This window comes from Halorussus salinisoli, from assembly GCA_005239435.1.
In the GTDB taxonomy this organism is placed as follows: domain Archaea; phylum Halobacteriota; class Halobacteria; order Halobacteriales; family Haladaptataceae; genus Halorussus; species Halorussus salinisoli.
The window spans coordinates 735,638-757,503 of sequence record ML241305.1 but is presented as its reverse complement, the minus strand read 5'-3'; the positions used below and the strand labels follow the sequence as shown (position 1 = coordinate 757,503).

Genomic DNA, 21,866 nt, shown 5'->3' with positions numbered 1-21,866 from the left:
CGATTACGACCCCGACAGTAGCTTCTTCAGATGCTCCTTGGAGAAGAAGGAGGTCGGCTTGTCCATGTGAACCCCAATCTCGCCCGAAAACGCCGACAGTCCGACCTTCTGGACGCCCTCCGGAAGCGAGTAGGCCTTCCGAATCCAGTGACCCAGCCGAATCTCCGTACTCAAGTCTTCCCGCCACGCCTCCTCGTAGTCCTGCAGAGTCCCCGGCCTCTCGGGGTCGATTTCGCGGGCGGCGTGGTCGGCGGCGGTCATACCGTAGAGGATTCCCCCGCCGGTGAAGGGCTTGGTCTGGGCCGCGGCGTCACCGACGAGGAACCCGCGCCGACTCGTCACCGACTCGGCGGGACCCACGGGAATCATCCCGGCGCAGAAGTGACTCGTTTCCACGTCGTACTCCGCGGTGAACTCCGAGAACAGTTCCTTGGCCGAGGGGTCCGAACCGGGCGGGGCCGCCAGGCCGTACTCGACGCCGGAGTCGCCGCGCGGGATGCGCCACGCGAAGAACCGGGGTGCAGTGAGGTGAACGTCCACGTAGTCGCCGGGGTCGTCCTCCTCCGAGAAGGCCAACACGCCCTGTAGCTTCTCGCCGGGGTCGGGGAGACCGAGTTCGCTCCGGACCCGCGAGACCGGACCGTCACAGCCAGCGACCATCCGTGCCTCGAACGTCTCGGTGCCGTCGGGCGCGTTGGCGGTCACTTCCACGTGGTCGCGTTTCTCTTCGACCGCCGAGACGCTGTGGTTCTCCCGGAGGTCCGCACCGGCCTCGCGGGCCGCCTCGGCCAGTCGCCGGTCGAGACCTACGCGGTCGATGACGTTCGAGACGACCTCGCGCTTGTAGAAGGGGTAGTCGTCGCTTCCCGGCCCGCCGACGTGGAAGCGCGCGCCGTACACCTCGTTCTGGAGGAGGTCCTCGCGTGCGCCCTCGGGTGCGAACTCCCAGATGTCGGTGCTGACGTGGCCCGAACAGGCCAGCGGCTTGCCGACTTCCCCGCGTTCGGCGGTCAACACGTCGTACCCCCGCTCGGCCGCCCGTCGGGAGAACCGCGACCCGGCCGGGCCTGCTCCGACGACTACGAAGTCGTACATCGCTCGGGCGTACGACCCTTTACGCCAAGTATTCTCCGCTCTCTACTCCCTGCTCTCGACGCACTGTCCGCTCCTCGACCTACTGCTACCCCTCGACGTTCGGGGGTGCCTCTTGCTGAGCGAGTTGCCGCCGTCGCAGATAGTGAGTTGCCGCCGACACTGCGAACGCGGCGACGATGAGAATGCCCCAGATTTCGTCGGGAATCGCGTCGAACGGTGGGACGCCGAGCAGGTCTCCGAGGACGAGAATCGCACTCACGACGGCGAGACCGAGGTAGTACCGAATCCACGGGAACTCGTCCTGCGGCCGGAGATACCCCTCCAACTGCGCGGCGTTCTCCGACAGCTCTACTACCCCACGATTCTGGTTGTAATCCACAATACCTGCGTCCGCGAGTTTCGGGAGATGCGTCTGATACAAAGAGGTGTAGACCGACTTGCGCTCGTTGGCCGATAGCCCCTCGACGGTCGTGTCGTTCTCCCACGCCGCGACCTGTTCGGCGAGCTCGCTCAGTTCGACCGGACGGTCCTGCTGCTTGAGGTAATGCAGCGTGTATCGCCGCCGCCGGTTCTTCAACACGTCGAAGATCAAGTCCTCGGACAGTGTTTCTTGTCCCGGTGAGTTGTCAGCCGAACTCATACTACCGAAGTCGCTCAATCGCTTGTTGCGCCGGTGCCACCGCCACCCATCCCATCACGGTACGCCAGTTTCACCCGGGCCACACTTTGTTATCCAGTACTTAGCCCGCCGCCATTATCAAAAATGCGTCACCTCTCGACAGTAACACGAGGATTCCCCGAGTTAACGTGACAATACGACTCCTGAAACCGGGGAATACGAACGTATCTTCAGTCGTCCGTGGCGGGCGCGGCCCGGCGGTCGGTCCGCGGTCCGTCCAACTCCACCTCGGGAAGCATGTCCCGGAGGTATCGCCCGGTGTGGGAGTCCTCGTTTCGGGCTACTGCTTCGGGCGTCCCGGCCGCGACGACTTCGCCGCCGTTCTCGCCGCCCTCCGGCCCGAGGTCGATTACGTGGTCGGCGTTCTTCACGAGGTCGAGTTCGTGTTCGATGACGGCCACGGTGTTGCCCTTGTCGGTCAGGCGCTGGAGGACCTCGATGAGTTTTCGCTCGTCTTCCTTGTGGAGACCCGTGGTCGGTTCGTCGAGGAGGTAGAGCGTGTCGCCGGTGTCCTTCTTGCCGAGTTCCTCGGCGAGTTTGACGCGCTGGGCCTCGCCGCCCGAGAGGGTGGTGGAGGGCTGGCCGAGTTTCATGTAGTCCAACCCTACGTCCTTCAGTAGACCGAGTCTGCGGGCGATTCGCTGGTCGTGTTCGAAGAAGTCGTAGGCCTCCTCGACCGACATGTCCAACACGTCCGCGATGGTCGCGCCCTTGTAGGTCACGTCGAGCGTCTCGTCGTTGTAGCGCGCCCCGTCGCACTCCTCGCAGGGGACGTACACGTCCGAGAGGAAGTTCATCTCGATTTTGACCGTCCCTTGACCGCCACACTCCTCGCACCGGCCGCCCTTGACGTTGAAGGAGAACCGGCCGCGCTCGTAGCCGCGCTGTTTGGCGAGTTTCGTCGCCGCGAACAACTCCCGGATGTAGTCGAAGACGCCGGTGTAGGTCGCGGGGTTCGACCGCGGGGTTCGGCCGATGGGCGACTGGTCGATAAGCCGGACCTTCTCGACGTTGTCGATGCCCTCGATGCCGTCGTGGTCGCCGGGGTCGACCGAGGTGTTGTCGTTCATCTCGCGGGCGAGTCCCTTGTAGAGGATGTCGTGCATCAGGGTGGACTTGCCCGACCCCGAGACGCCCGTGATGGCGGTGAACTGGCTGACGGGAATGTCCACGTCGAGGTCCTTCAGGTTGTGCTGGCGCGCGCCGACGACTGTAAGGGACTCGTCGCTCTCGCGGCGGTCGTCGGGCACGGGAATCTCTCTGCGTCCCGCGAGGTAGTCGCCCGTGAGCGACTCCTCGCAGTCCACGACTTCGTCCACGTCGCCCTGCACGACGACTTCGCCGCCGCGCTTGCCCGGGCCGGGACCCATGTCGATGACGTTGTCGGCCCGGCGCATCGTCGCTTCGTCGTGTTCGACCACCAGCAAGGTGTTGCCCAAGTCGCGGAGTTCTTCGAGCGTGTTCAGCAGTCGGTCGTTGTCTCGCTGGTGGAGACCGATGGACGGTTCGTCCAGCACGTAGAGGACGCCGACGAGACCCGACCCGATCTGGGTGGCGAGTCGGATGCGCTGGCTCTCGCCGCCCGAGAGGGTCGAGGCCTCGCGGTCCAGCGTCAGATACTCCAGTCCGACTTCCTCCATGAAGCCGAGGCGGGCGCGAATCTCCTTCAGGATCTCCTCGGCGATCTTGGTCTCGCGCTCGTCGAGTTTGGCTTCGAGGCCCTCGAAGTGGTCCAAGGCGTCTCCGATGGACATCTCGTTGACTTCCGTGATGGAAGTGCCGTCGACGTACACCGACCGACTCTGGTCGTTGAGTCGGGTTCCCTCGCAGACCGGACACTCCGTGACCGCCATGTACTCCTCGATGTGGTCGCGGGTGCTGTCCGAATCGGTCTCGACGTAGCGTCGTTCGAGGTTCGGGATGACGCCCTCGAAGCGTTCGTCCTTCTCGCGGGTGCCGTTCTTGGTCGTCCACTCGAAGTGGACCTGCTCGTCGGTCCCCCAGACGAACGCGTCCCGCACGTCCTCGGGCAGGTCCTCGAAGGGAGTGTTCACGCTCACGCCGAAGTGGTCGGCCACGTTGTCCAACTGTCGGCGGTAGTACGTCCGGTTGTAGCTCCACGGCTCGAAGACGTGCTTGAGCGGCTTGCTCTCGTCTACGACCACGAGGTCCTCGTCCACCTCCTTGGTCTCGCCGATGCCCTCACACTCCGGGCACGCGCCGTGGGGACTGTTGAACGAGAAGCTACGGGTCTCTATCTCGCGGAAGTCGATGCCGCAGTGGGTGCAGGCGAGGTCTTCGGAGAACTCCACGACGAGTCGGTCGTCGGCCTCGCCTGCGAGGTCCCCGGTGGAGCGCGCAGTCGCGCCGCCGATCTCGTCTCGGGCCTCCTCGGGCGGGTCGGGGAGGATGACCTTCAGCGCGCCGTCGGCTTCCTCCAAGGCGGTCTCGACGCTGTCGGTGATGCGACTTCGGGCCTCGGGCGAGACCTTCACCCGGTCCACGATGACGTCCACGTCGTGGTCGTAGTTCTTGTCGAGGTCGGGTCTGTCCATCGTGAGGTCGAACTCCTCGTCGTCCACCTCGACGCGACTGTACCCTTCCGAGACGAGGTCGTCGAAGAGGTCCTCGAAGGCCCCCTTCTGGTCGCGGACCACCGGGGCCGCGACCTTCGCGCGGGTGCCCTCGGGGAGTTCGAGGACGCGCCTGACCATGTTCTGGGCGCTCTGCTCGCCGACTTCGCGGCCGCACTCCGGGCAGTGGGGCGTCCCGATGCGGGCGTAGAGCAAACGGAAGTAGTCGTGGAGCTCCGTGACGGTGCCGACCGTCGAACGGGGGTTGTTGGCGGCGTTCTTCTGGTCGATGGAGATGGCGGGCGAGAGGCCCTCGACGTTCTCGACCTGTGGTTTGTCCATCTGTCCGAGGAAGTTCCGGGCGTAGGCCGACAGGCTCTCGATGTACCGGCGCTGGCCCTCGGCGTAGACCGTCTCGAACGCGAGCGACGATTTGCCGGACCCCGACAGTCCCGTCACTACGTTGAACTGCTCGCGCGGGATGGAGATGTCGAGGTCCTTGAGGTTGTGTTCCTCCGCTCCCTTCACGTCGATGTAATCCTTACTCATCGTTTCGGTGTGGAAATAAATGGCTGCTTCGCGCGTTGTGCCGTCTCGTTCATCAACAGGTAACAGGGATTCAGGCCACTTAACGGAACTGTAATGCGACGCAGTACCACTGTGAGACCGGTCCGCAATCGATCGCCCGGTAACCGGTCGCTCCGCCGGAGAACTTTTTTTACGGGTCGCCGTTCCTGTTCGGTATGGATGCCGAGAAGGCGTTCGCCCTCCTCCTGCTCGCGCTCGCACTCTACGCCTCGCTCCTCGTCGTCTGGCCCTTCTTCACCTACGTCGCGCTCGCGGTCTTCCTGGCGTACACCCTCTATCCGCTCCAGCGCCGGTTCGCACCCCGCATCGGCCCGCGGAAGTCGGCGGTCGTCCTCATGGTCGGGTCCACTCTGCTGTTCATCCTGCCGTTCGTCCTGATGCTTCAGGTCGTCCTCCAGCAGGCGCTCTCGTTGGTCGAGGGCGTACAGTCCGGCGAAATCGACGTGGGATTCCTTCAGGAGTTCCTCACCAGCGACCTCGGACAGGACCTCGTGGGCGCGGTCCGGTCGGGCGCAGGGCGAGTGGTCGAGGAGTCGGTCGGCGTCGTCGGCGGCGCCTCGACCGCCGCGGTGGGCGTGACGATTCTCGGATTCGTCCTCTACTACCTGCTCGTCGGCGGCGACGAGGTGGTGGCGTGGGTCCGCGACGTGACGCCGCTTCCGACCGGCGTGCAGGACGAACTCCTCTCCGACCTCGACCGGCTCACCTACGCCGTCCTCATCACGCAGGGCGTCATCGCGGTCGTACAGGCCGTTCTCACCGGACTCGCCCTGTTCGCCCTCGGGTTCTCGAACGTCCTCTTCTGGACGGTGTTCGCGGTCGTCCTCGGTCTACTTCCGTTCGTCGGGTCGATGTTCATCTGGATTCCCGCGGCGGTGTTCCTGCTCGCCACCGGGGACCTCCTCGGCGGAGCGGCCCTCCTCGCCTACGGATTCGGCGTGGTCAACATCACCGACAACTACCTCCGGCCGATTATCGGCGGTCGGAGCGCGAACCTGAATCCCGCCGTTCTCGTCGTCGGCATCTTCGGCGGTCTCGTCACCTTCGGATTCACGGGTATCTTCGTCGGTCCCATCCTCCTCGGCTTCACGAGGACAATCGTGGCCGTAGTCGCCCGGGAGTATGCTTGAAATTTCTTTTAGCAATGAGTACGATTCCTTCCAGTGTGTGATTCTTTCTCTTACGTTTCTCTTTGTAGGTGGCGAACGTGCCGAGGACGACATCCCGCTGCGGACGTACTCCATCGTAACCGCACCGCGAACAGAGGTGTCGAAGGTGAGCTAGCTACTCCTCGAACCACGGAATCACCGCGACCGCACCCCACTGCATCTGCATCGTGACTGCATCCCACTGCAACTGCACCGCGCCGCACAGCACCGCAACCGCGCCGCGCCGCACAGCACCGTACCGCAACCGCGCCCCGTTCCTCCCCGCGCGGGTCGCGCTCGGCCGCGTCCGCACCGCAGATGCGGCCGAGCGCAGGCGCGGCGCGTCCCGTGGTTCGGGTCACTCGGCGCGTCCGGCGGTGGACGTCTTCGACCGCTCTCGCGCTTCGATCAATCGTCGCCGAGAAAGTATTTAACCCGGAGTCGGGAATTCCGTGGTATGGCAGACGACGCTATCGCCGCCCTCGACCTGACCGACGACGAGTACCGAGTCGTCCAGTCGCTGATTCGAAACAAGTACGAGGCCTTCGATGGCGATGGAAACGTCGTCCTCCGGGGCAAACAGAAGATGTTCAAACTCAAGGAGGAGTTCCCCTTCGTGGACGCCGACGGGAACCCGGTATTCACCGTCGAGGCCAGCGGCGTCCTCGACTTCGCGGGCGACTACGCGCTGGTGGACGACCGGACCGGCGAAACCGTGGTCGTGCTGGACCGCAACTTCACTCTCCTCGCGGACAGGTGGACCCTGCGCGACCCCGACACCGGGAATCCCATCGCGGAAATCGCCTCCAAGAGCAAGGTTGTCTCGCTCCTGCGTCACGTCCACGCCGTCTTCAGCCTGATTCCCCACGAGTACGAGATTACCGACGCCGACGGTCGCCACGTCGGCACTATCGACGGCCGGTTCTCGCTCAAGGACACGTACGACGTGACCATCGACGACGCGACCGGCGTCCCGAAGGAAGCGGTCGTCGCGGCCGCGATGGTCGTGGACGCTATCGAGGAGAACTGAGTTCCGAGGCCGTCGAAGTCAGTACTCCGGAATTCGGGCCGACCGGTCGCTCCCCTCCACGAACGGCAGGTTCGAAGTCTCCGCCGGGACCTCCTCGCCGCCGACCCGGACCGTCAGGTCGGACGCCGCCCCGCCTTCCCCTGCGCCCACGTCGAACTCCACCACGGCGAACGCGATAGGCTCCTCGTCGGTCGGACTCTCGACTGCGCGCGTCACCTCGCCGACCGCCTCGTCGCCGCGGAAGACGGCCGCGCCCAAGTCGGGCACTGCTTCGGGGCGAAGCCCCACGAGTCGCTGGCTCGGTCGTCCGCGGTTCTCCACGCGCGAGACCACCTCCTGGCCGACGAAACACCCCTTGTCGAAGTCCACGGCGTTCCGGAGACCGACGACGTTCGGAATCCGGCCCCGCAACTCGGTCTCGAACAGCGGCGTCCCGGCTTCGAGCGTCAGCGACTCCCACGTCCGTCTGCCGAACGGCGCGGCGTTCAACCCCTGGGTCAGGAGCGTGTCGAAGACGAGTTCGGCGTTCGCGCGCTCGTCGCCGGTCTCGTTGACGGTCGTTCCGGTGGCACAGACCACCTCGAACCCCTCCTCACCGGTCAGCGCGTCGGTCCGAATCACCGTGACGCCCACCTCGGCCATCCGCCCGCGGACGAACGAGAGGTGGCCCTCTGGACTGCTCGCGCCGTTGAGGACGCTGGCTATCTTCTCGGTCGCCTTCGGACCGTGGACGCCGAACACGGCGAAGTCGTCGCTCGCGGTCTCTATCTCCACGTCCTGGATGAACACCTTCTCGCGCCACTCGTCGGCGAGCGCCGCGGCCTCGCCCGGCGGCACGAACAGCAGGAGTTGCTCCCCGGCGTTGTAGACGTACAGGTCCAACTCCACGCCGCCCTGCGGGTCGAGCAAGAGGGCGTAACACCCCTCGCCGTCCTCGTCCGGCACGTCGTTCGACACCACGTTGTCCACGTACTCCACTCGGTCGTCGCCGCGAACGACCACCACGCCGTACGGCATCTCGGTGACGCCGACGACCTGCCGAACCGCGCCGTGAGCGCGCTCGGGTCGGCCGTAGTCGGCCGGGATTCGTCGGTCGCCGACCTCCGTCCACTCCGCCCCGAGATCGGCCTGCTCGTCCTCGATGACAGTCATCTCTACGTCGGATTCGGGCCGGGACGGGATTAAAGGGTGGGAATCCGGAAGCCCCGGCCGACGAGGGGGCAGTTCGAGGCTCTCGCGGATGCGGTGCCGTGCGGGGCGGTTACGGTCTTCCGTTGCTCGAGGGGTAGCTAGCTTCTCGCCGACCGTTCGACTGAACCGGGCACTCGCCGACCATCCCTTTCGTTCCGAGAAGAACGTTCCCACTGCGTTCCCGAATGTGCTCCGGAAAACACCGCTCAAAGCGTCAGTCGATCGATGATCTTGTCCACGAACGAGGGTTCTTCGACCTCCTCGTCGGGGTCCGGAATCACGCGGTCGTCGGGTTTGATGAGCGTCCGGTGGTCGCGCTCGGTGGCGGTGATGAGGTCGTCTTCCTTGAGGTTGGCCAGCGCGGTTTCCAGTTCGTCGATGCCGACCTCGACGTGCGAGCGGAGCTCGAACACCGTCATCCCCTCCTCACTCCGGTCGACGAGGGCGTCGAGGACCGCGACTTCGACCTCCCCGCGGTCCCGGTACTCCCGCTTTGCCTTCATACGTGGCAGTATGACCGGTGGGTTTTTACCTTTATCTGAAACCGGGAGTCGTCACGCGAAAGGCGAGAGTATTAAGCCCCGAAGCGACACATGTCCGGGTATGGAAGTCAAGTCTCGTCACCACCTTCGGAGCGACGAGGTGGACGACATCGAGCAGCGACTCGCCGACCAGTTAGGCGTCGAGTTGGACGCCGACGCGTACGAACTCGTGGAGTTAGAGGACTCGGAGTTCGACCTCGTCCTCGTAGACGGCGACCCCGCGGTCCTCTACTACGAGGACGAACCGTTCGTGACGGTCCGCGGCGCGAACGACTACCCGCCCCAGAATCGCGTCGTCACCGTGGACGCCGGCGCGGTCTCGTTCGTCAGCGACGGCGCGGACGTGATGCGCCCGGGCATCACCGAGGCCGACGACGACATCTCGGCGGGCGACCTCGTGGTCATCGCCGAGGAGTCCCACGGTAAGGTGTTGGCCGTCGGCCGGGCGAAGACCTCCGGCGACGACATGGTGGGCGACGAGGGGAAGGTCGTGGAGTCGGTCCACCACGTCGGCGACGAACTGTACGAGTTCACCGTCTGAATCTGCTGTTCTTCGGTCTCTCCGTCTCGTTCCACCCCCACCAGCCGAGCGCCGCGATTCCCGCCCCGAGCAGGACGCCGGGTCCGACCGGCACGACCGCCTCGTCGGGGACGACGCCGCCGACCGCGAGCGCCAGCGAGACGGTCAGTCCGGCCGGAAGCGCGACCGTTAGCAGTACGGCCCCCGAGCGCGGCGGAACCTCGTCCCGGAGCAGTCCCGCGCCGAACCCGACCGCGCCGACCAGCGCGAGGAAGTACGACCACACCGAGAGCGTCCACCCCGTGAGGAGTCCGCCGACAGCGTAGGCGGCCGACCCCGCGAACGTGCCCAGAAGCCCCGCGAAGAACGCGACGAATCCCGCGGTCGTTACCCCACTCCACGCTACTTGCGTCCGGGCGTAGTGGCCCACTACGCCCACGACAGCTAGCGCGAGTGCGACGGGGACGAGCAGGTCCAGCGTCCCGTAGCCGAGTACCGACGCTCCGCGGTCGGCCGCGAACGTCAGCACCGCTCGCGCCGACCACCCGAGACCGCCTGCGATTCCTGCGACACCGGCGAGGCGAAGGCCCACGGCCGACCCGACCCGAGACATGGCCTCACTCGGCGTCGTCCTCGACCCGCTCCGACTCGTCTTCGACTCCGTCTAACTCGTCCTCCTCGTAGGCTTCCTCGTATCGTTCGACCGCCATCTCGAAGCCCTCCCTGGCGAGTTCGTAAGTCTCGCGCAGGTCCTCGACGGGCGTCTCGGTGGCGTCCACCCGGAGGTCGTCGTAGTAGGGTTCCATCTCGCGGTCCTCGGTCGATTCCACCAGCAGGGCCGCGCTCTGGACGTGGAGGTCCTCGCGCTTGTCGCCGCCCTCGGCGTGGCCCGCCGCGAGTGCGTCTATCAGTCGCTCGGCGAGTGGAGCGTCGTTCTCGCGGTCGTCTCGCGTCTCCGCGCCCGACGTTTCCGCGCCGCGTGACGGCGCGCTTGCCTCGTAAGCGTCAGCGGTCGCCTCGATTACCGACTCGCCGGTCAGCAGGTTCCCGGCGACGGTGTAGTTGTCGCCCTCGATGTGGCCGTACCAGTCCTTGCACTCCTCGCCCGAGAAGACGAAGGTCCCCTCCGAATCCACCCCGTGGAGTTGGCGCTGGGCCGCTCCCTCGTCGGCGTTGAGCAGGGCTTGGAGGGCGTCTTCGACGGCGAGTCCGTCGTCGAGGTACTCGACCCCCTTCCGGCCGAGTTCGACGTTGACGAGGCTCTGGGTCGCCACTGCACCGTTCTCGCTGGCGAACGGGCAGAGCGTCCCGACCGCGGGCAGACGAGTCGTCACCGCGACGCCGAATCGAGTCTGTGAGGCTTCGTTCTCGTCCTCGTACTCCTCGCGGACGCAGATGCTGAACGTCATACGCCGACCGAAGACGCGCCGGGTCAAAAAGCTCGGTTTTGCGGAAGGTCTGGCGCGGTCGCGCTCGGGGGAGACGGCCGCGGCTCTCGGGCAGTCGAACCTCCGTCAAAAAAGTGTGCTCGTCTGGAACGCTCGACGGAAATCGAGCGTCCGGGGAGTCGTCGGCTTACTGGACTTCGATGGTGAAGTCCTGCACCTCGCCGTACTCGTCGGTGGCCGTCGGACCGTAGAACGAGCCCCAACTGAGTCGCAGGCGAGCGAGGGTCTGACCGGTCGGAGCGTCGCTCGGCACGTCGACCGTGGCCTCGTAGGTGACGGTGTCGTCGTTCACGCTCTCGAAGATGCGGGTCTCGGTCGCGGTGGACCAGTCCTGGTTCTGGTCCCAGTCGACGAAGACGTTGCCGTAGTGGTCGTCGTAGCCGTTGTCCTCGAAGTCGACCGACACGGTGAACGAACCGCCCTGACTGACTTGGACCTTGCCGTCGCAGGTGAGGTCGTAGTAGGCGTTGTCGGACGTCGAGACCACGACCTGCCCGTCCATGTCGGTGTCCGTGATGTGCTCGTAGCCGGCGTAGCCGGTTCCGTCGGGCCAGTTGCTGGCGTCGACGCAGTCCGAACTACCGCCATCGTCGCCGCCGAGGTCGTCGCTGGAGTCGTAGCCCAGCGCGGCCGCGGTGTCGAGCAGTCCGTAGCCCTGTTCGTTGTCGCCCAGACCGATGTCCTCGGCCGTGGACTGGAGTTGACTCCGAGCGTCCGTGTTCGAGTAGCCGTTGGCCATCAGTTGGCCGCCGGCACCGGAGACGTGGGGCGTCGCCATCGACGTGCCGTTGAAGTAGTCGTAGCCGCCGATGACCGTCGAGTAGATGGACGTGCTGTCGTTGCCGTCGCTCGCCCCGCCGGGTGCGGCGAGTTCGACCTCCGGGCCGGTCGACGAGAAGCCCGACAGGTTGTCGTCCTTCGTGGTCGCGCTGACCGCGATGCACTCGCTGTAGGCGGCGGGGTAGCCGACGCAGTCCGAACAGGGGCCGTCGTTACCGGCCGCGGCCACGAGCAGGACGCCGTTGTCGTAGGCGTACGTACAGGCGTCCTTGAGGGTCTGGTCGCCGGAACTCGCGCCGAGGCTGAGGCTGCCGACGTCCCAGCCCCGGTCGGCGACGTACTCGATACCGGCAGCCACGTCCGAGAGCGAACCGCTACCCTGGTCGTCCAGCACCTTCACGGCGTGGAGGGTCGCCTCGGTCGAGACGCCGATGACGCCCTCGGAGTTGTCGACGCCGTCGGCGGTGCCCGCGCAGTGGGTGCCGTGGTCGTTGTCGTCGGACCAATCGTAATTGCAGTTCGACCCCGAGCAGGCCACGTACGCCTTGCCGGCGCCGACGTTGGCCTCCAGGTCGGGGTGGTCGTCGTCGATACCCGTGTCGATGATGGCGATGTCCGCACCGTTGCCGGTATCGCCGTTGGAGTGGGCCACCTCGGCGTCCACGCGGTCGACGCCCCACGGCAGTGTTTCGGCGAGCGCGTGGTAGGTGCTGTCCTTCTCGACGTAGCGTACGTCGCGCTTGCTCCGTAGTCGGTCGAGCGCTTCCGCCGAGAATCGCCCCGCGACGGCGGTGCCGATGTCGCCGAAATCCAACTCTCGGTGAACCGACCGCGCTCTCTGCGTGGCGACCTCGGTGTCGATTCCCGGTCGGAGGCCGACGATGTGACGCTGTCGTTCTGCTGCCGCTTCTCCGGTCATGCCCGTTGCCGCGGCTCCAGCTGCGACGCCCTTGAGGACGCGGCGACGGGAAACGTTGTGTTCTGTCATGAGGACGAACCCCGTCGTTATTTTCGGACCAAACAACCTTAATATTTTTTCTAGGTTGGGTACCATGAACGAAAGTTCAGCCGAAGGCTACGTTCTGAAGTGTGGCTTCACTCGATTACTCCACGCGTCCCACCGTACGGTGGGTACCGGTCTCGGCGGCGCGGCAAAAGTAGTACGTCGGACGTTCGGCGTCTCAGATGGACTTCGTGTTCGCGGACGAGTTTCCCGCCTCGTCGGTCACTGTCAGCCGAATCTCGCTGGCGCTCCCCTTGGTCTTCAGATAGTCGGTGCCGGACGCACTGGCACCGCCGACCGCGTTGCTCTCGGAAGCGACGACCGACCCGGACGAGTCCAGCATCTCGGAGGTCACGTCGGCGAGATCGCCGTCGCCGTCGCTGACGGACCAGTCCACGTCGTAGCGCGTCCACGCCGGATTGCTATCGTCAGTCGGTACGAACTGATCGATACTCGGAGCGTTGTCGCTGGCGGTGTTGTCCACGGTAACGGATATCCGACTCGACTCCGTCGTCGCGCCGTCGCTGTCGGTCGCTCGCGCCTGAACGGTGTGGTCTCCATCGCTGACGGCCGTGCTATCCCAGTCGTACTCGTAGTAGCCGCTGGTGGAGTCGTAGGTGGCGCTCTGCCACGCTCTGCCGTCGATAGACACGCCCACGTCGAGGTTGGTATCGTCGTCCTCGCTGTCGCTGGCGTCGGCCCGAACCGTGACGGTTCCGCTAACCGCGTCGCCGTCGCTCGGTTCGACGAGGGTGCACGAGGGCGAACTGTTGGAACCGCCGTCGCCGCCGAGCGCCGCTTCCACGTCGAGCAGACCGGCACCCTGCTCGTTGCTGGCGAGACCGATGTCCTCGGCCGTGTTCTTCAGCGTGCTACGCGCCTCGGTGTTCGACGCACCGTTGGCCATGAGTTGGGCACCTGCGCCCGAGACGTGCGGGCAGGACATCGACGTGCCCGAGAGCGTGTCGTAGCCACCGCCGGCGTACGTCGAGTAGATGCTTCCGCCCGGCGCGGCGAGTTCGACCTCCGAACCGGTCGAGGAGAAACTCGACAGCGAGTCGTCGCTGTCGGTCGAGGAGACGGCCATGGCATCGCTGTAGGCGGCCGGATAGCCCACGCAGTCTGTACAGGGGCCGGAGTTCCCCGCGGACGAGACGACGAGCACGCCGTTGTCGTAGGCGTACTGCACCGCGTCTTGGAGCGTACTGGACCCGGAACTCGCACCGAGGCTCAGGCTGGCGACGTCGTAACCCTGGTCGGCGGCCCACTCGATACCGGCCGCGACGTCAGAGAACGACCCGCTACCGTCGTCGCCCAGCACCTTGCCGGCGTGGAGGGTGGCTTCGGTGGAGACCCCGACGACGCCCTCGCCGTTGTTCACGGCGTCAGCAATCCCGGCACAGTGGGTCCCGTGGCCGTTTCCGTCGTCCCAGGTTCCCTTGCCGGTGAAATCTTTTCCCTCGCCCAGATTGGCTTCGAGGTCGGGGTGGTCGTCGTCGATGCCGGTGTCGAGAACGGCGATGTCCGCGCCGTGGCCGGTCTCGCCGTTGCTGTGTGCCACGTCGGCGTCCACGCGGTCGACGCCCCACGGAAGGGTCTGGGCGTGAGCCTGAACCGTGCCGTTCTGCTCGACGTAGCGCACGTGGGGGTTCGTTCGGAGCGCCGACGCCGCCTGCTGGGGCAGACGAATCGTCATCGCGTCGATGGAGTCGAACTCACGGACCGTCTCGTTCGCTTCGTCGAGTGCGGCCTGTCGGCCGCGTTCGGACGAGAACCCGACGTTGACCTCGACTTCGCCGCTCGCACTTCCGAGCCCCGCCGTCCCCATCGCGGCGATGGACCCGCCAGCGACCTTCAATACGTTACGCCTCGAAAAGGTATTTTCCTTATCAGACATCTGGTGGCAAACTACCCGCAATCGTGTTAAGTGTTTCCATGAAAACTATAATATTACAAATATAGTAGATAACTTTATCCATCCGTCGTGGCCGGTGGTGAGCTTTCGTCTGACGTAAGAACTATACCGTTTCGCTCGGCCCATATCCCTATGGGCTTCATGAGCAAAATTCTCGGCGACCGGGACGCACACACCGCCGAGGACTACGTGGAACTCAACCTCGACGACTTCGATACGGCGTCGGGTGACGCCGCGATGCAGGTCCACATCGCCGAGATACAGGGCCAGCAGGACGTCATCGCCATCAAAGACGCGATCTACGACGGCGACCTCGTGGTCGCCGACATCACACGCCTCCGAACCGAAGACACCACGGTCGAGCGAATCACCAACGAACTCCAGCAGGTCGCCCGCGAGGTCGACGGCGACATCGTCCAGAAGGGCGACGACCAGATTCTCGTCACCCCGACCGGCGTCAACGTCAGTCGGGAGAAACTCACTCGCTGAGGGCCGCGGACTTCTTCTTCTTCTTCGAGGTCGCTCCGCGTTACTCACCTCGAAGCGCGCTTCGCGCTACTCACTTCAGAGCGCGCTCTACGCTACTCGCCACGCTCCGAGCTTTTTCGGCGAGGTCCGGCGCGACGTCGCCGTCTTCGACGGCCTCGTCTAGTTCGTCGTCGTCCACGCGTTCGACCTCGCCGTCGGGAAACTTCACGACGTCCACGTGGAGGTCCACGTAGCGCGCGGCGTCGGGGAACAGTTCGACCGGCGTGCAGATGTTGACGTAGGTACCCTTCCGCTCGCCGTCGTCGCTCCGGTAGACCGTGGGGTACCACCACCGACCCTCGCGGAACTTCGTGACTGCCACGTCGCCCGACTCGCGGGCGGTCCCGAGGGCGTCGTAGGTGCCTCGCCCGGACATCTCGCGGCGGACCGTGACCTTCCCCTCCTCGGGGTCGCACGCCGTGACCTCGCCGCGGCCGAGCGAGAAACACCGGCCGTCGGGCTTGCCGTGATGGATTTCGAGTCGGTCGTCTTCGCTCGGCCCGAACTGTCGGAGGGCCGCGCCCGTGGGGAAGTCGTCGTCCGCGTCGCCGAGACACTCGGTCTCGGCCCAGAGGTCTTCCACGAAATCGACCGCGGAACTGGCCGACGCGTGGGCGGCCTTCACCCGGTGGTGGCCGGGCATGGTGGTCGTGACGGCCCGGCGGTCGGCGTCCAGGCCGAATCTCGACGCCCGGCCGAACCAGAGCCACGTCGTCGCCTCGGGCGCGACGAGTCGCCGAGGCAAGTCGGCGCTGGCCGCGTTCTCCGGCGAGTCGGGCGCGTCGGCGAGTCCGGCGTCGATGGTCTCCGCCTGCGCGACCGCCCCTCCGAGCGCGTCGTCCAACGCGTCCATGCCCGCGTCCTCGGCGGCGTACTCCCACCGGACGCCCCAGTCGTCGGGTACCTCGGTCGGGAGCATCTGGGTCGTCCGGGCGAGTTCGGTCCGGGTCGCGTCGTCGCCCGAGGCGACCACCTTGTCGATGCCCTTCGAGAGGCTGGCGACCCCGCCGAACGCCTGCACCTCGGTGCCGAGTACCGGCCGGTGGTCGACCCACGGGGCCGCGGCCTCGTGGACCTGTACCCGGACGCGGTCGCCCTCGTGGACGCGCCGGTCGGTCTTCCCGAACGAGAGGTAGCCCTCGCGCTCGCCGAGGTCCACGACCGCGCCGCCGCCGAGGGTGTCGGTCACGGCGGCGTCGAAGACGGCACCGCGCGGGGCCGGGTCCGACCACCGGAAGGTGTCCACGCCCACCTCGGCGAGGTCGTCGGCGATCGGTGCGACCGCCTCGGGGTCGCCGACGACGCCCGCGCCCTGCCGGTCGTCGGTGGTCTCGACGCTGACGTCGTACTCCTCGCTGGGGAAGTCGGCGTCGAAGCGCCGCCGAATCGGTGGCGAGGCCTGCACGACCTCGAACTCGTCGCGGAGGCGCTCGGTCAGTGCGGTGGTGTAGATACCGCGAATTCGGACCCTACTCATAGCTCCTCGCGAGCGGTGGCGAACCGTACTCTCTCGTGGACCGTCGGGCCGAGCGTCAACTCGACCACTTCGTCGCTCAGCACCCGGCCGCCCTCGACGTAGACGCCCCACGAGTCGAACCGGAGCCAGCCGCGCACGTCGTCGCTGTGCGTGAAACAGTCGGCGTACTCCACGGAGTGTTCGGGAAACTGGGCGGTACTGTGGGTCCGGTCCATGTCGGAGTAGACGACCTCGCGGTCCTCGAAAAACGACTCCAACTGTTCGGCGGTGCGTTCCGCGTCGGTCGCCGCGGCCTCCGACGCCTCTCGTAAGGTCTCTTCGGAGACGCCCGCCTCGCGGAGCGCCCGGCGCGTGCGGGGGTCGAAGCTCATACCAGACGTCTCGGGCGGCGGTCCCTTCGGTGTAGCGATTCTGGCGAGAAGAGTCGGGGTCTGTCGAGTCGTCTCCCCGTCACCTCGGACGCGCGCGGGTCGGTCTCTCAGTCGTCGGCCGGGACGGTGCCGGTCCAGTTGGCGTCTGTCGTCGCGCTCGTCGTTTCGAGATTCGGCATCTCGCGCTCTTCTGCGGCTGGTTCCTCGGCTTCGGTCGTCTCCTCTGTCGAGTCGCTCTCGTCGCCGCTCGGGGGTGCTGTGTACAGGATTCCTCGGCTCTCACTTCGGTACGTCATCTTGTCGAACTCTGTGGCCGATTCCTGTTGTTAAACATTCTCCTGCTAGTCTTAACGGTATATTATCACGATTAAGGTGTTAAAGGGGTTCGGGAGCCAGATAATTGGTCCTGGGATTCGTAGCGTTCGGCGATGGAACGCGACCCGATAGAAGAAGGTGCGACCGACTCGGCGGACCTCTACGACATCGCGACGTGGGAGTCTCGGAGTTGGCTCGACAGGTTGTCCAGCGGCGTCTACCGCGGCTTACACCGGTTGGGACACGCAATCGTCCTCCTGCTCGCACTCGTCATCCTGGTCGCTCAGTTCGCACTGACCGGACTGGCGGCCATCAGCGACCCGATTATCGGCGCGTTCGTCCTCATGTCGGTCGTCCCGGCGTTCGGGTTGGCGGCCTACATCTGGTACGCCGACGTGACGACCTCCGAACCGCTCTCGTTGCTGGTCGCCACGTTCCTGCTCGGCGTGCTGTTCGCTGGGTTCGCGGCCATCATCAACACGCTCGCAGGCGTGATTACGCTCGTCCCGGTCGTCGGCATGGTGCTGTTCTTCTATCTGGTCGTCGCGCCGGTCGAGGAGGTCGTGAAGTGGCTGGCGATTCGGCTCTACGCCTTCCGGAGCGACCAATTCGACGCGGTCATCGACGGCGCGGTGTACGGCGCGATGGCCGGACTCGGTTTCGCGACGATCGAGAACGCCATCTACATCACCCAGAGCATCGCCGACGTGGGAACCATCGGCTCTCAGCAGATCGCGTCGGCGGGCCAGACCGCCGCGGTCCGCCTGCTGGCCGGTCCGGGCCACGTCATCTACTCGGCGTTCGCGGGCTACTATCTCGGACTCGCGAAGTTCAACCGCGAGAACGACGGTCCTATCGTGGTCAAAGGTCTGCTAATCGCGGCGTTCATCCACGCGACGTACAACTCGCTGGTCACGTATCTCGGTCCTCTCCTCGACTTTCTCGGGATCGAAGTCGCGCCGGGCGTGGCGTTCCTCGCGTTCGTCATCGTCTACGACGGCGTCTTCGGCTACCTGCTCTATCGGAAAATCTCGCGCTACCGCCACGCCTACCGCCAGACCGACATGGGCACGAGCGTCTCCTTCGAGGACGAAGGCGTCGAGCGCGACCGCGCCGACTTCGAGGAGTCGGCCGACGGACTCGATGACTACGAGTCGTCCGAAGCCCGTTCCGAACGTCGGGATACCGAAAACGAGTCTCCCGAAAATCAGCACGCGGAGAGTCGGTCCTCGGAGGGTAACTCCGAGTAGTCACGCGAGGTCGGTTCTCGGAACCGGTCGGCCCCTCCCGGTCACTGCTCCGGCGCTCCGAGAACCTCCTTCCGGCCGACCTCGAATCCAGCGTCGTCCAGCAGTCGTTCGGCGTACTTCGCGATCACGTCCACTTCGAGGTGAACCGGGTCGCCGACTTCCTTCTCGGAGAGGTTGGTCACGGCGTGGGTCTCGGGGATGATGGCGACCGAGAAGGTGTCGTCGCCGCGCTCGGCCACCGTCAAACTGATGCCGTCCACCGTGACCGACCCCTTGTCCACGACGTACTTGCCGAACCCTTCGGGGATGGCGAACTCGTACTCCCAGTCCTCGCCGACCTCGCGCACGTCCGCGACCTCAGCGGTGGTATCGACGTGGCCCTGCACGACGTGGCCGTCGAAGCGCCCGTCGGCGGCCATCGCTCGTTCGAGGTTCACCGAGTCGCCCGCCTCGACCTCGCCGAGGTAGGTCTTCTCGACCGTCTCGCTGGCGAGAAAGACCTCGAACCAGTCGTCGGCGAACTCCTCGACCGTCAGGCAGACCCCGCTGACGCTGATGCTCTGGCCGCGTTCGAGGCCCTCTGTGACTTCCGCGCCCTCGATACGGAGGCGACGGCCCCCGTCGGTCGCGGTCACGTCGCGGACCGTACCGGCTTCCTCAACAATTCCGGTAAACATACCAGATTTGTGGAGCGGTCGGGTGAAAAGGATTGCGGAGTCCGAGAGTCGAGTCGGGGTTTCCCGTGCGCGTAGTCTCCGATCCTCGCCCCGGTTCGTGCGAGCGACGGGCGAAATCCTCTGTGACACTCGACATGGTAGAGAAAGCTTAAACGAACTTGCATATATTCGAGAGAAATATACAAACAGCTGTCAGAGCTCGTCTCGCGCCCGCGGGGTTTTTCACTGGCCGCCGAAAATCGCTACGTGATGAAGAAACCGGGTATCATGGGCACGCTCCAACTCGCGGCGACGCTCGTCTTCGCGCTTCCGGTCGGTCTCCTCGGCGTCCAGTTCCTCCTCGACGGCGAGACTCTCCTCGGCGGCGGATTCGTCGCCGTGGCGGTCGTGATGGTCGCACTGGAGGAGTACCTGACCACGCCGACCGACGTTCCGGGCGTTATGGCCGAGAAGACCATCGGAAAAGTCGTGAAGACGCCCGACGACGAGGAGTGACCCGGTGGGGCGAACGGCGGCGTGGTTCGGCGAGAAGTGACGCGCCGGGGACCGAAATCGGTCTACAGGCTTATACGGGTCGATGCGCTATTACGTGACGTGAATTGTTTCCATTGTGACGACAAAATCGACAGACGGACCGAACATTACGAACTTCACCACTACCAACCGGAGTCCGAACCGATCTTACAGCACACCTTCTGCTCGGGTGAGTGTTTACACGAGTACGTTCCGGATAGTCCCGAGAGCTGACCTAGAAGTCCGCCGCGAGTCGACCCGGTCGGAAACCCCCGAATCTCACCGCGCTACTGCGGCGTCGCTTCCGAGACTTCCGCCAGCGCGTCCTCGATGTCCTTCTCGTTGCGCTCGTTGTATAGCAACACGTCGATGGGGAGCGTCGGTGCGCCGCTGACGAGGTTCTCCATGATGACGAGGCGCTCGCGCGCACGCGACATTCCGACGTAGAACACCCGGCGCTCGTTGTCGGTCAGGACCGGTACCGGGTCGGTCGTGGACGTGAACTCCTCGCCGTTCACTTCCCCGTCCATCGTCGCGGCCATCTGCTCGACCACCTTCTCGGTCAGGTCGGTTGCGACGAACACGTGGTCGGCCTCGCGGCCCTTCGCGGAGTGGATGGTGCCGAGGCGCACGCGGTCGGCCGCCGTGTCCTGATAGTCCCCCTGGAAGTAGGCCCGCATCGAGTTCTTCTGGAAACTCGTGACCTTCCGAACCATGTCGGCCGCCGACGCCGGGCCGGGCATGAACGGCGCGAAGTCGGTCACGAAGTCGGGGTCGACTTCGATTTCGGCGAGGTCGTCGGTGTCCGCCTCCTCCTTGCGCTCGTCGATGGCGTCGAACAGTTCGTCACGCTCGTTGGTGCCGAACGCCGAGTCCTGAAGCATGTCGGCGAATCGACGCGCCTGGAGTGCCGTGATGGGTTCGTCTTCGTCCACTTTCTCCACGGCGTCGACGTACTGCTGGAGGCGGTCGGTCCACATCCGCTGGTCGGTCAGGCACTTGAACGGGATGCCCTCGTCGATGAACTCGTCGATGAACCGGAACATCTGGTACCGCGCCCGGAACAGAATCATCAGCGTACCGTCGTGTTCTTGGACGGTGTACCGGACGTTCCGGACGAGTTCGAGCATCGAGGGGCTATCGACCTGTTCGACCGACCCACCCTCCTTGCGCGGCGAGAGGTTCTTCTCCTGGCGCTTGTCGATGTGCTGGACCTCCTGCTGGACGACCTGCAGGATTTCGGAGGGAAGCCGGTGGGAGGTGTCGAGAATAACGTCGTTGCCGCCCTCGTCGAGCAGGAGACCGGGGTCCGCGCCCTGCCACGCGTAGACGACCTGGTCGTCGTCGCCCGCGATGAGGACCTGCTCCATGTGGGGCTTCCACTCCTCGTACACGTCGTACTGGAGGCTCGTGATGTCCTGGAACTCGTCGATGACGAGGTAGTCGACGTTCGGGAGGAGCGACCGCTGGCGGACGCGCTGGAGCATGTCCGCGAAGCCGACGAGGTCGTTTTCGCCCTTGTAGTTGCGCCACCCTCGGATGGCCTCGGGCACGTCCAGGCGGTCGTCGTCGCTGGGCCACGTCGGGGTGTACTTGTTTCCTTCCTGGGATTTCTCGTCTATCTCGGGCGGAAGCCGAACCTCCTCGTCGTTCCACTGGAAGGGCACGTCGTACCAGTCGGCCACGTCCCGGCGAGTTCGCTGAAGCCACTGGCTGGTGGCGATTATCTTGTTGCCGAGCGTGGTCGAGCGCGCGGTCCGGCGACCAGCACCGCTGTACTCGTCCTCAAACTCGATGCCGAACTCCTCGCAGAACTCCTTCTTGTCGGACTCGCCGACCACGTCGTTCCGCGAGAGGTCGAGCAGTTCGTAGGCCTTCGCGTGCATCGTGCAGACCGAACCCTGTAGCGAACGGGGGTTGAGGTCGCGGCGCTCGGCGAGGCGCTCCCGGACCTCGTTGGCGGCCGCTCGGGTGTACGAGACCAGCAGAATATCGTTGACGCTGACGCCGTCCTTGTCGAGGAGATCTTCGACCCGGTCGAGTAGTTCGGTGGTCTTCCCGCTTCCGGGTCCACCGAAGAGTCGGGTCACGCGTTCGTCCGTGTCTTGACTCATTACACCACTCCATGGCCCCCGTACTCATAAAACGATGTGAATCGAAGCGACCGCCCTGTCCGCCGGTCTCGGGGCTAAACGGGAGTCGCCCGTTCGGAGGGAAAACGGT

At 65.3% G+C, this 21,866-nt stretch carries 20 protein-coding genes; 6 read left to right on the top strand and 14 right to left on the bottom strand.

Features of this window, described 5'->3' with window-relative positions:
- Positions 1–3: 3 nt before the first annotated feature.
- The 3 genes from E2484_RS03830 to uvrA all read right to left on the bottom strand — a co-directional run bounded on the left by E2484_RS03830 (position 4) and on the right by uvrA (position 4,896).
- A complete protein-coding gene (locus E2484_RS03830; RefSeq protein WP_137283891.1) occupies positions 4–1,095 on the bottom strand; it encodes a geranylgeranyl reductase family protein in 1,092 nt (363 codons plus the stop codon).
- 85 nt (positions 1,096–1,180) lie between these two features.
- A complete protein-coding gene (locus tag E2484_RS03825) occupies positions 1,181–1,735 on the bottom strand; it encodes a DUF7344 domain-containing protein (protein WP_137283890.1) in 555 nt (184 codons plus the stop codon).
- Positions 1,736–1,944: 209 nt separating this feature from the next.
- On the bottom strand, positions 1,945–4,896 hold the full coding sequence (uvrA, locus tag E2484_RS03820) for an excinuclease ABC subunit UvrA (RefSeq protein ID WP_137283889.1): 2,952 nt from the start codon (positions 4,894–4,896) through the stop codon (positions 1,945–1,947).
- Between the two features lie 194 nt (positions 4,897–5,090).
- On the opposite strand from uvrA, the gene E2484_RS03815 reads away from it, so the two are divergent.
- Together E2484_RS03815 and E2484_RS03810 are read left to right on the top strand one after the other, a co-directional pair.
- Positions 5,091–6,065, top strand: coding sequence for an AI-2E family transporter (locus tag E2484_RS03815; protein WP_137283888.1), 975 nt, complete (start codon positions 5,091–5,093; stop codon positions 6,063–6,065).
- 475 nt (positions 6,066–6,540) lie between these two features.
- Complete coding sequence (locus E2484_RS03810; protein WP_137283887.1) at positions 6,541–7,113, top strand: LURP-one-related/scramblase family protein; 573 nt, start codon at positions 6,541–6,543, stop codon at positions 7,111–7,113.
- An 18-nt stretch (positions 7,114–7,131) separates the two neighbouring features.
- Here the strand turns inward: E2484_RS03810 and ygfZ are convergent, their stop codons facing one another.
- Positions 7,132–8,265 carry a CAF17-like 4Fe-4S cluster assembly/insertion protein YgfZ gene (gene ygfZ, locus E2484_RS03805; protein WP_137283886.1) on the bottom strand — a complete coding sequence of 378 codons (1,134 nt, stop codon included), beginning with the start codon at positions 8,263–8,265 and terminating at the stop codon, positions 7,132–7,134.
- Between the two features lie 245 nt (positions 8,266–8,510).
- The gene (locus E2484_RS03800; RefSeq protein ID WP_137283885.1) at positions 8,511–8,807 is read right to left on the bottom strand and encodes a DUF6432 family protein; all 297 of its coding nucleotides are present in this window, start codon (positions 8,805–8,807) and stop codon (positions 8,511–8,513) included.
- Positions 8,808–8,907: 100 nt separating this feature from the next.
- On the opposite strand from E2484_RS03800, the gene E2484_RS03795 reads away from it, so the two are divergent.
- Entirely contained in the window at positions 8,908–9,387 is a 480-nt protein-coding gene (locus tag E2484_RS03795; protein WP_137283884.1) for an RNA-binding protein, read from the top strand.
- Here the strand turns inward: E2484_RS03795 and E2484_RS03790 are convergent.
- The 4 genes from E2484_RS03790 to E2484_RS03775 all read right to left on the bottom strand — a co-directional run bounded on the left by E2484_RS03790 (position 9,377) and on the right by E2484_RS03775 (position 14,494).
- A complete protein-coding gene (locus E2484_RS03790; protein WP_137283883.1) occupies positions 9,377–9,979 on the bottom strand; it encodes a hypothetical protein in 603 nt (200 codons plus the stop codon). The genes E2484_RS03795 and E2484_RS03790 overlap by 11 nt on opposite strands.
- A 4-nt stretch (positions 9,980–9,983) precedes the next feature.
- Positions 9,984–10,775 (bottom strand): DUF1028 domain-containing protein, encoded by a 792-nt coding sequence (locus tag E2484_RS03785; RefSeq protein WP_137283882.1) that lies wholly within the window; start codon positions 10,773–10,775, stop codon positions 9,984–9,986.
- Between the two features lie 166 nt (positions 10,776–10,941).
- Entirely contained in the window at positions 10,942–12,582 is a 1,641-nt protein-coding gene (locus E2484_RS03780) for a S8 family peptidase (protein ID WP_137283881.1), read from the bottom strand.
- Positions 12,583–12,775: 193 nt separating this feature from the next.
- A complete protein-coding gene (locus tag E2484_RS03775; protein WP_137283880.1) occupies positions 12,776–14,494 on the bottom strand; it encodes a S8 family serine peptidase in 1,719 nt (572 codons plus the stop codon).
- A gap of 150 nt (positions 14,495–14,644) precedes the next feature.
- On the opposite strand from E2484_RS03775, the gene E2484_RS03770 reads away from it, so the two are divergent.
- Positions 14,645–15,001: a cell division protein SepF gene (locus tag E2484_RS03770; protein ID WP_137283879.1), complete on the top strand. Its 357-nt coding sequence runs from the start codon at positions 14,645–14,647 to the stop codon at positions 14,999–15,001.
- Between the two features lie 70 nt (positions 15,002–15,071).
- Here the strand turns inward: E2484_RS03770 and E2484_RS03765 are convergent, their stop codons facing one another.
- The 3 genes from E2484_RS03765 to E2484_RS03755 form a co-directional block, all read right to left on the bottom strand.
- Positions 15,072–16,517, bottom strand: coding sequence for a ribonuclease FAU-1 family protein (locus E2484_RS03765; RefSeq protein ID WP_137283878.1), 1,446 nt, complete (start codon positions 16,515–16,517; stop codon positions 15,072–15,074).
- Entirely contained in the window at positions 16,514–16,888 is a 375-nt protein-coding gene (locus E2484_RS03760) for a DUF7532 family protein (protein ID WP_137283877.1), read from the bottom strand. The genes E2484_RS03765 and E2484_RS03760 overlap by 4 nt, the downstream gene beginning before the upstream one ends.
- 107 nt (positions 16,889–16,995) lie before the next feature.
- Positions 16,996–17,184, bottom strand: a complete 189-nt coding sequence (locus tag E2484_RS03755) for a hypothetical protein (RefSeq protein ID WP_137283876.1) — start codon at positions 17,182–17,184, stop codon at positions 16,996–16,998.
- Positions 17,185–17,316: 132 nt separating this feature from the next.
- On the opposite strand from E2484_RS03755, the gene E2484_RS03750 reads away from it, so the two are divergent.
- The gene (locus E2484_RS03750) at positions 17,317–18,453 is read left to right on the top strand and encodes a PrsW family intramembrane metalloprotease (RefSeq protein ID WP_137283875.1); all 1,137 of its coding nucleotides are present in this window, start codon (positions 17,317–17,319) and stop codon (positions 18,451–18,453) included.
- A gap of 41 nt (positions 18,454–18,494) precedes the next feature.
- Here the strand turns inward: E2484_RS03750 and E2484_RS03745 are convergent, their stop codons facing one another.
- The gene (locus E2484_RS03745; RefSeq protein ID WP_137283874.1) at positions 18,495–19,130 is read right to left on the bottom strand and encodes a riboflavin synthase; all 636 of its coding nucleotides are present in this window, start codon (positions 19,128–19,130) and stop codon (positions 18,495–18,497) included.
- A 249-nt stretch (positions 19,131–19,379) separates the two neighbouring features.
- On the opposite strand from E2484_RS03745, the gene E2484_RS03740 reads away from it, so the two are divergent.
- Complete coding sequence (locus E2484_RS03740; RefSeq protein ID WP_137283873.1) at positions 19,380–19,625, top strand: DUF7533 family protein; 246 nt, start codon at positions 19,380–19,382, stop codon at positions 19,623–19,625.
- Between the two features lie 305 nt (positions 19,626–19,930).
- On the opposite strand, the gene E2484_RS03735 is transcribed toward E2484_RS03740, so the two are convergent.
- On the bottom strand, positions 19,931–21,757 hold the full coding sequence (locus E2484_RS03735; protein ID WP_137283872.1) for a UvrD-helicase domain-containing protein: 1,827 nt from the start codon (positions 21,755–21,757) through the stop codon (positions 19,931–19,933).
- Positions 21,758–21,866 lie beyond the last annotated feature (109 nt).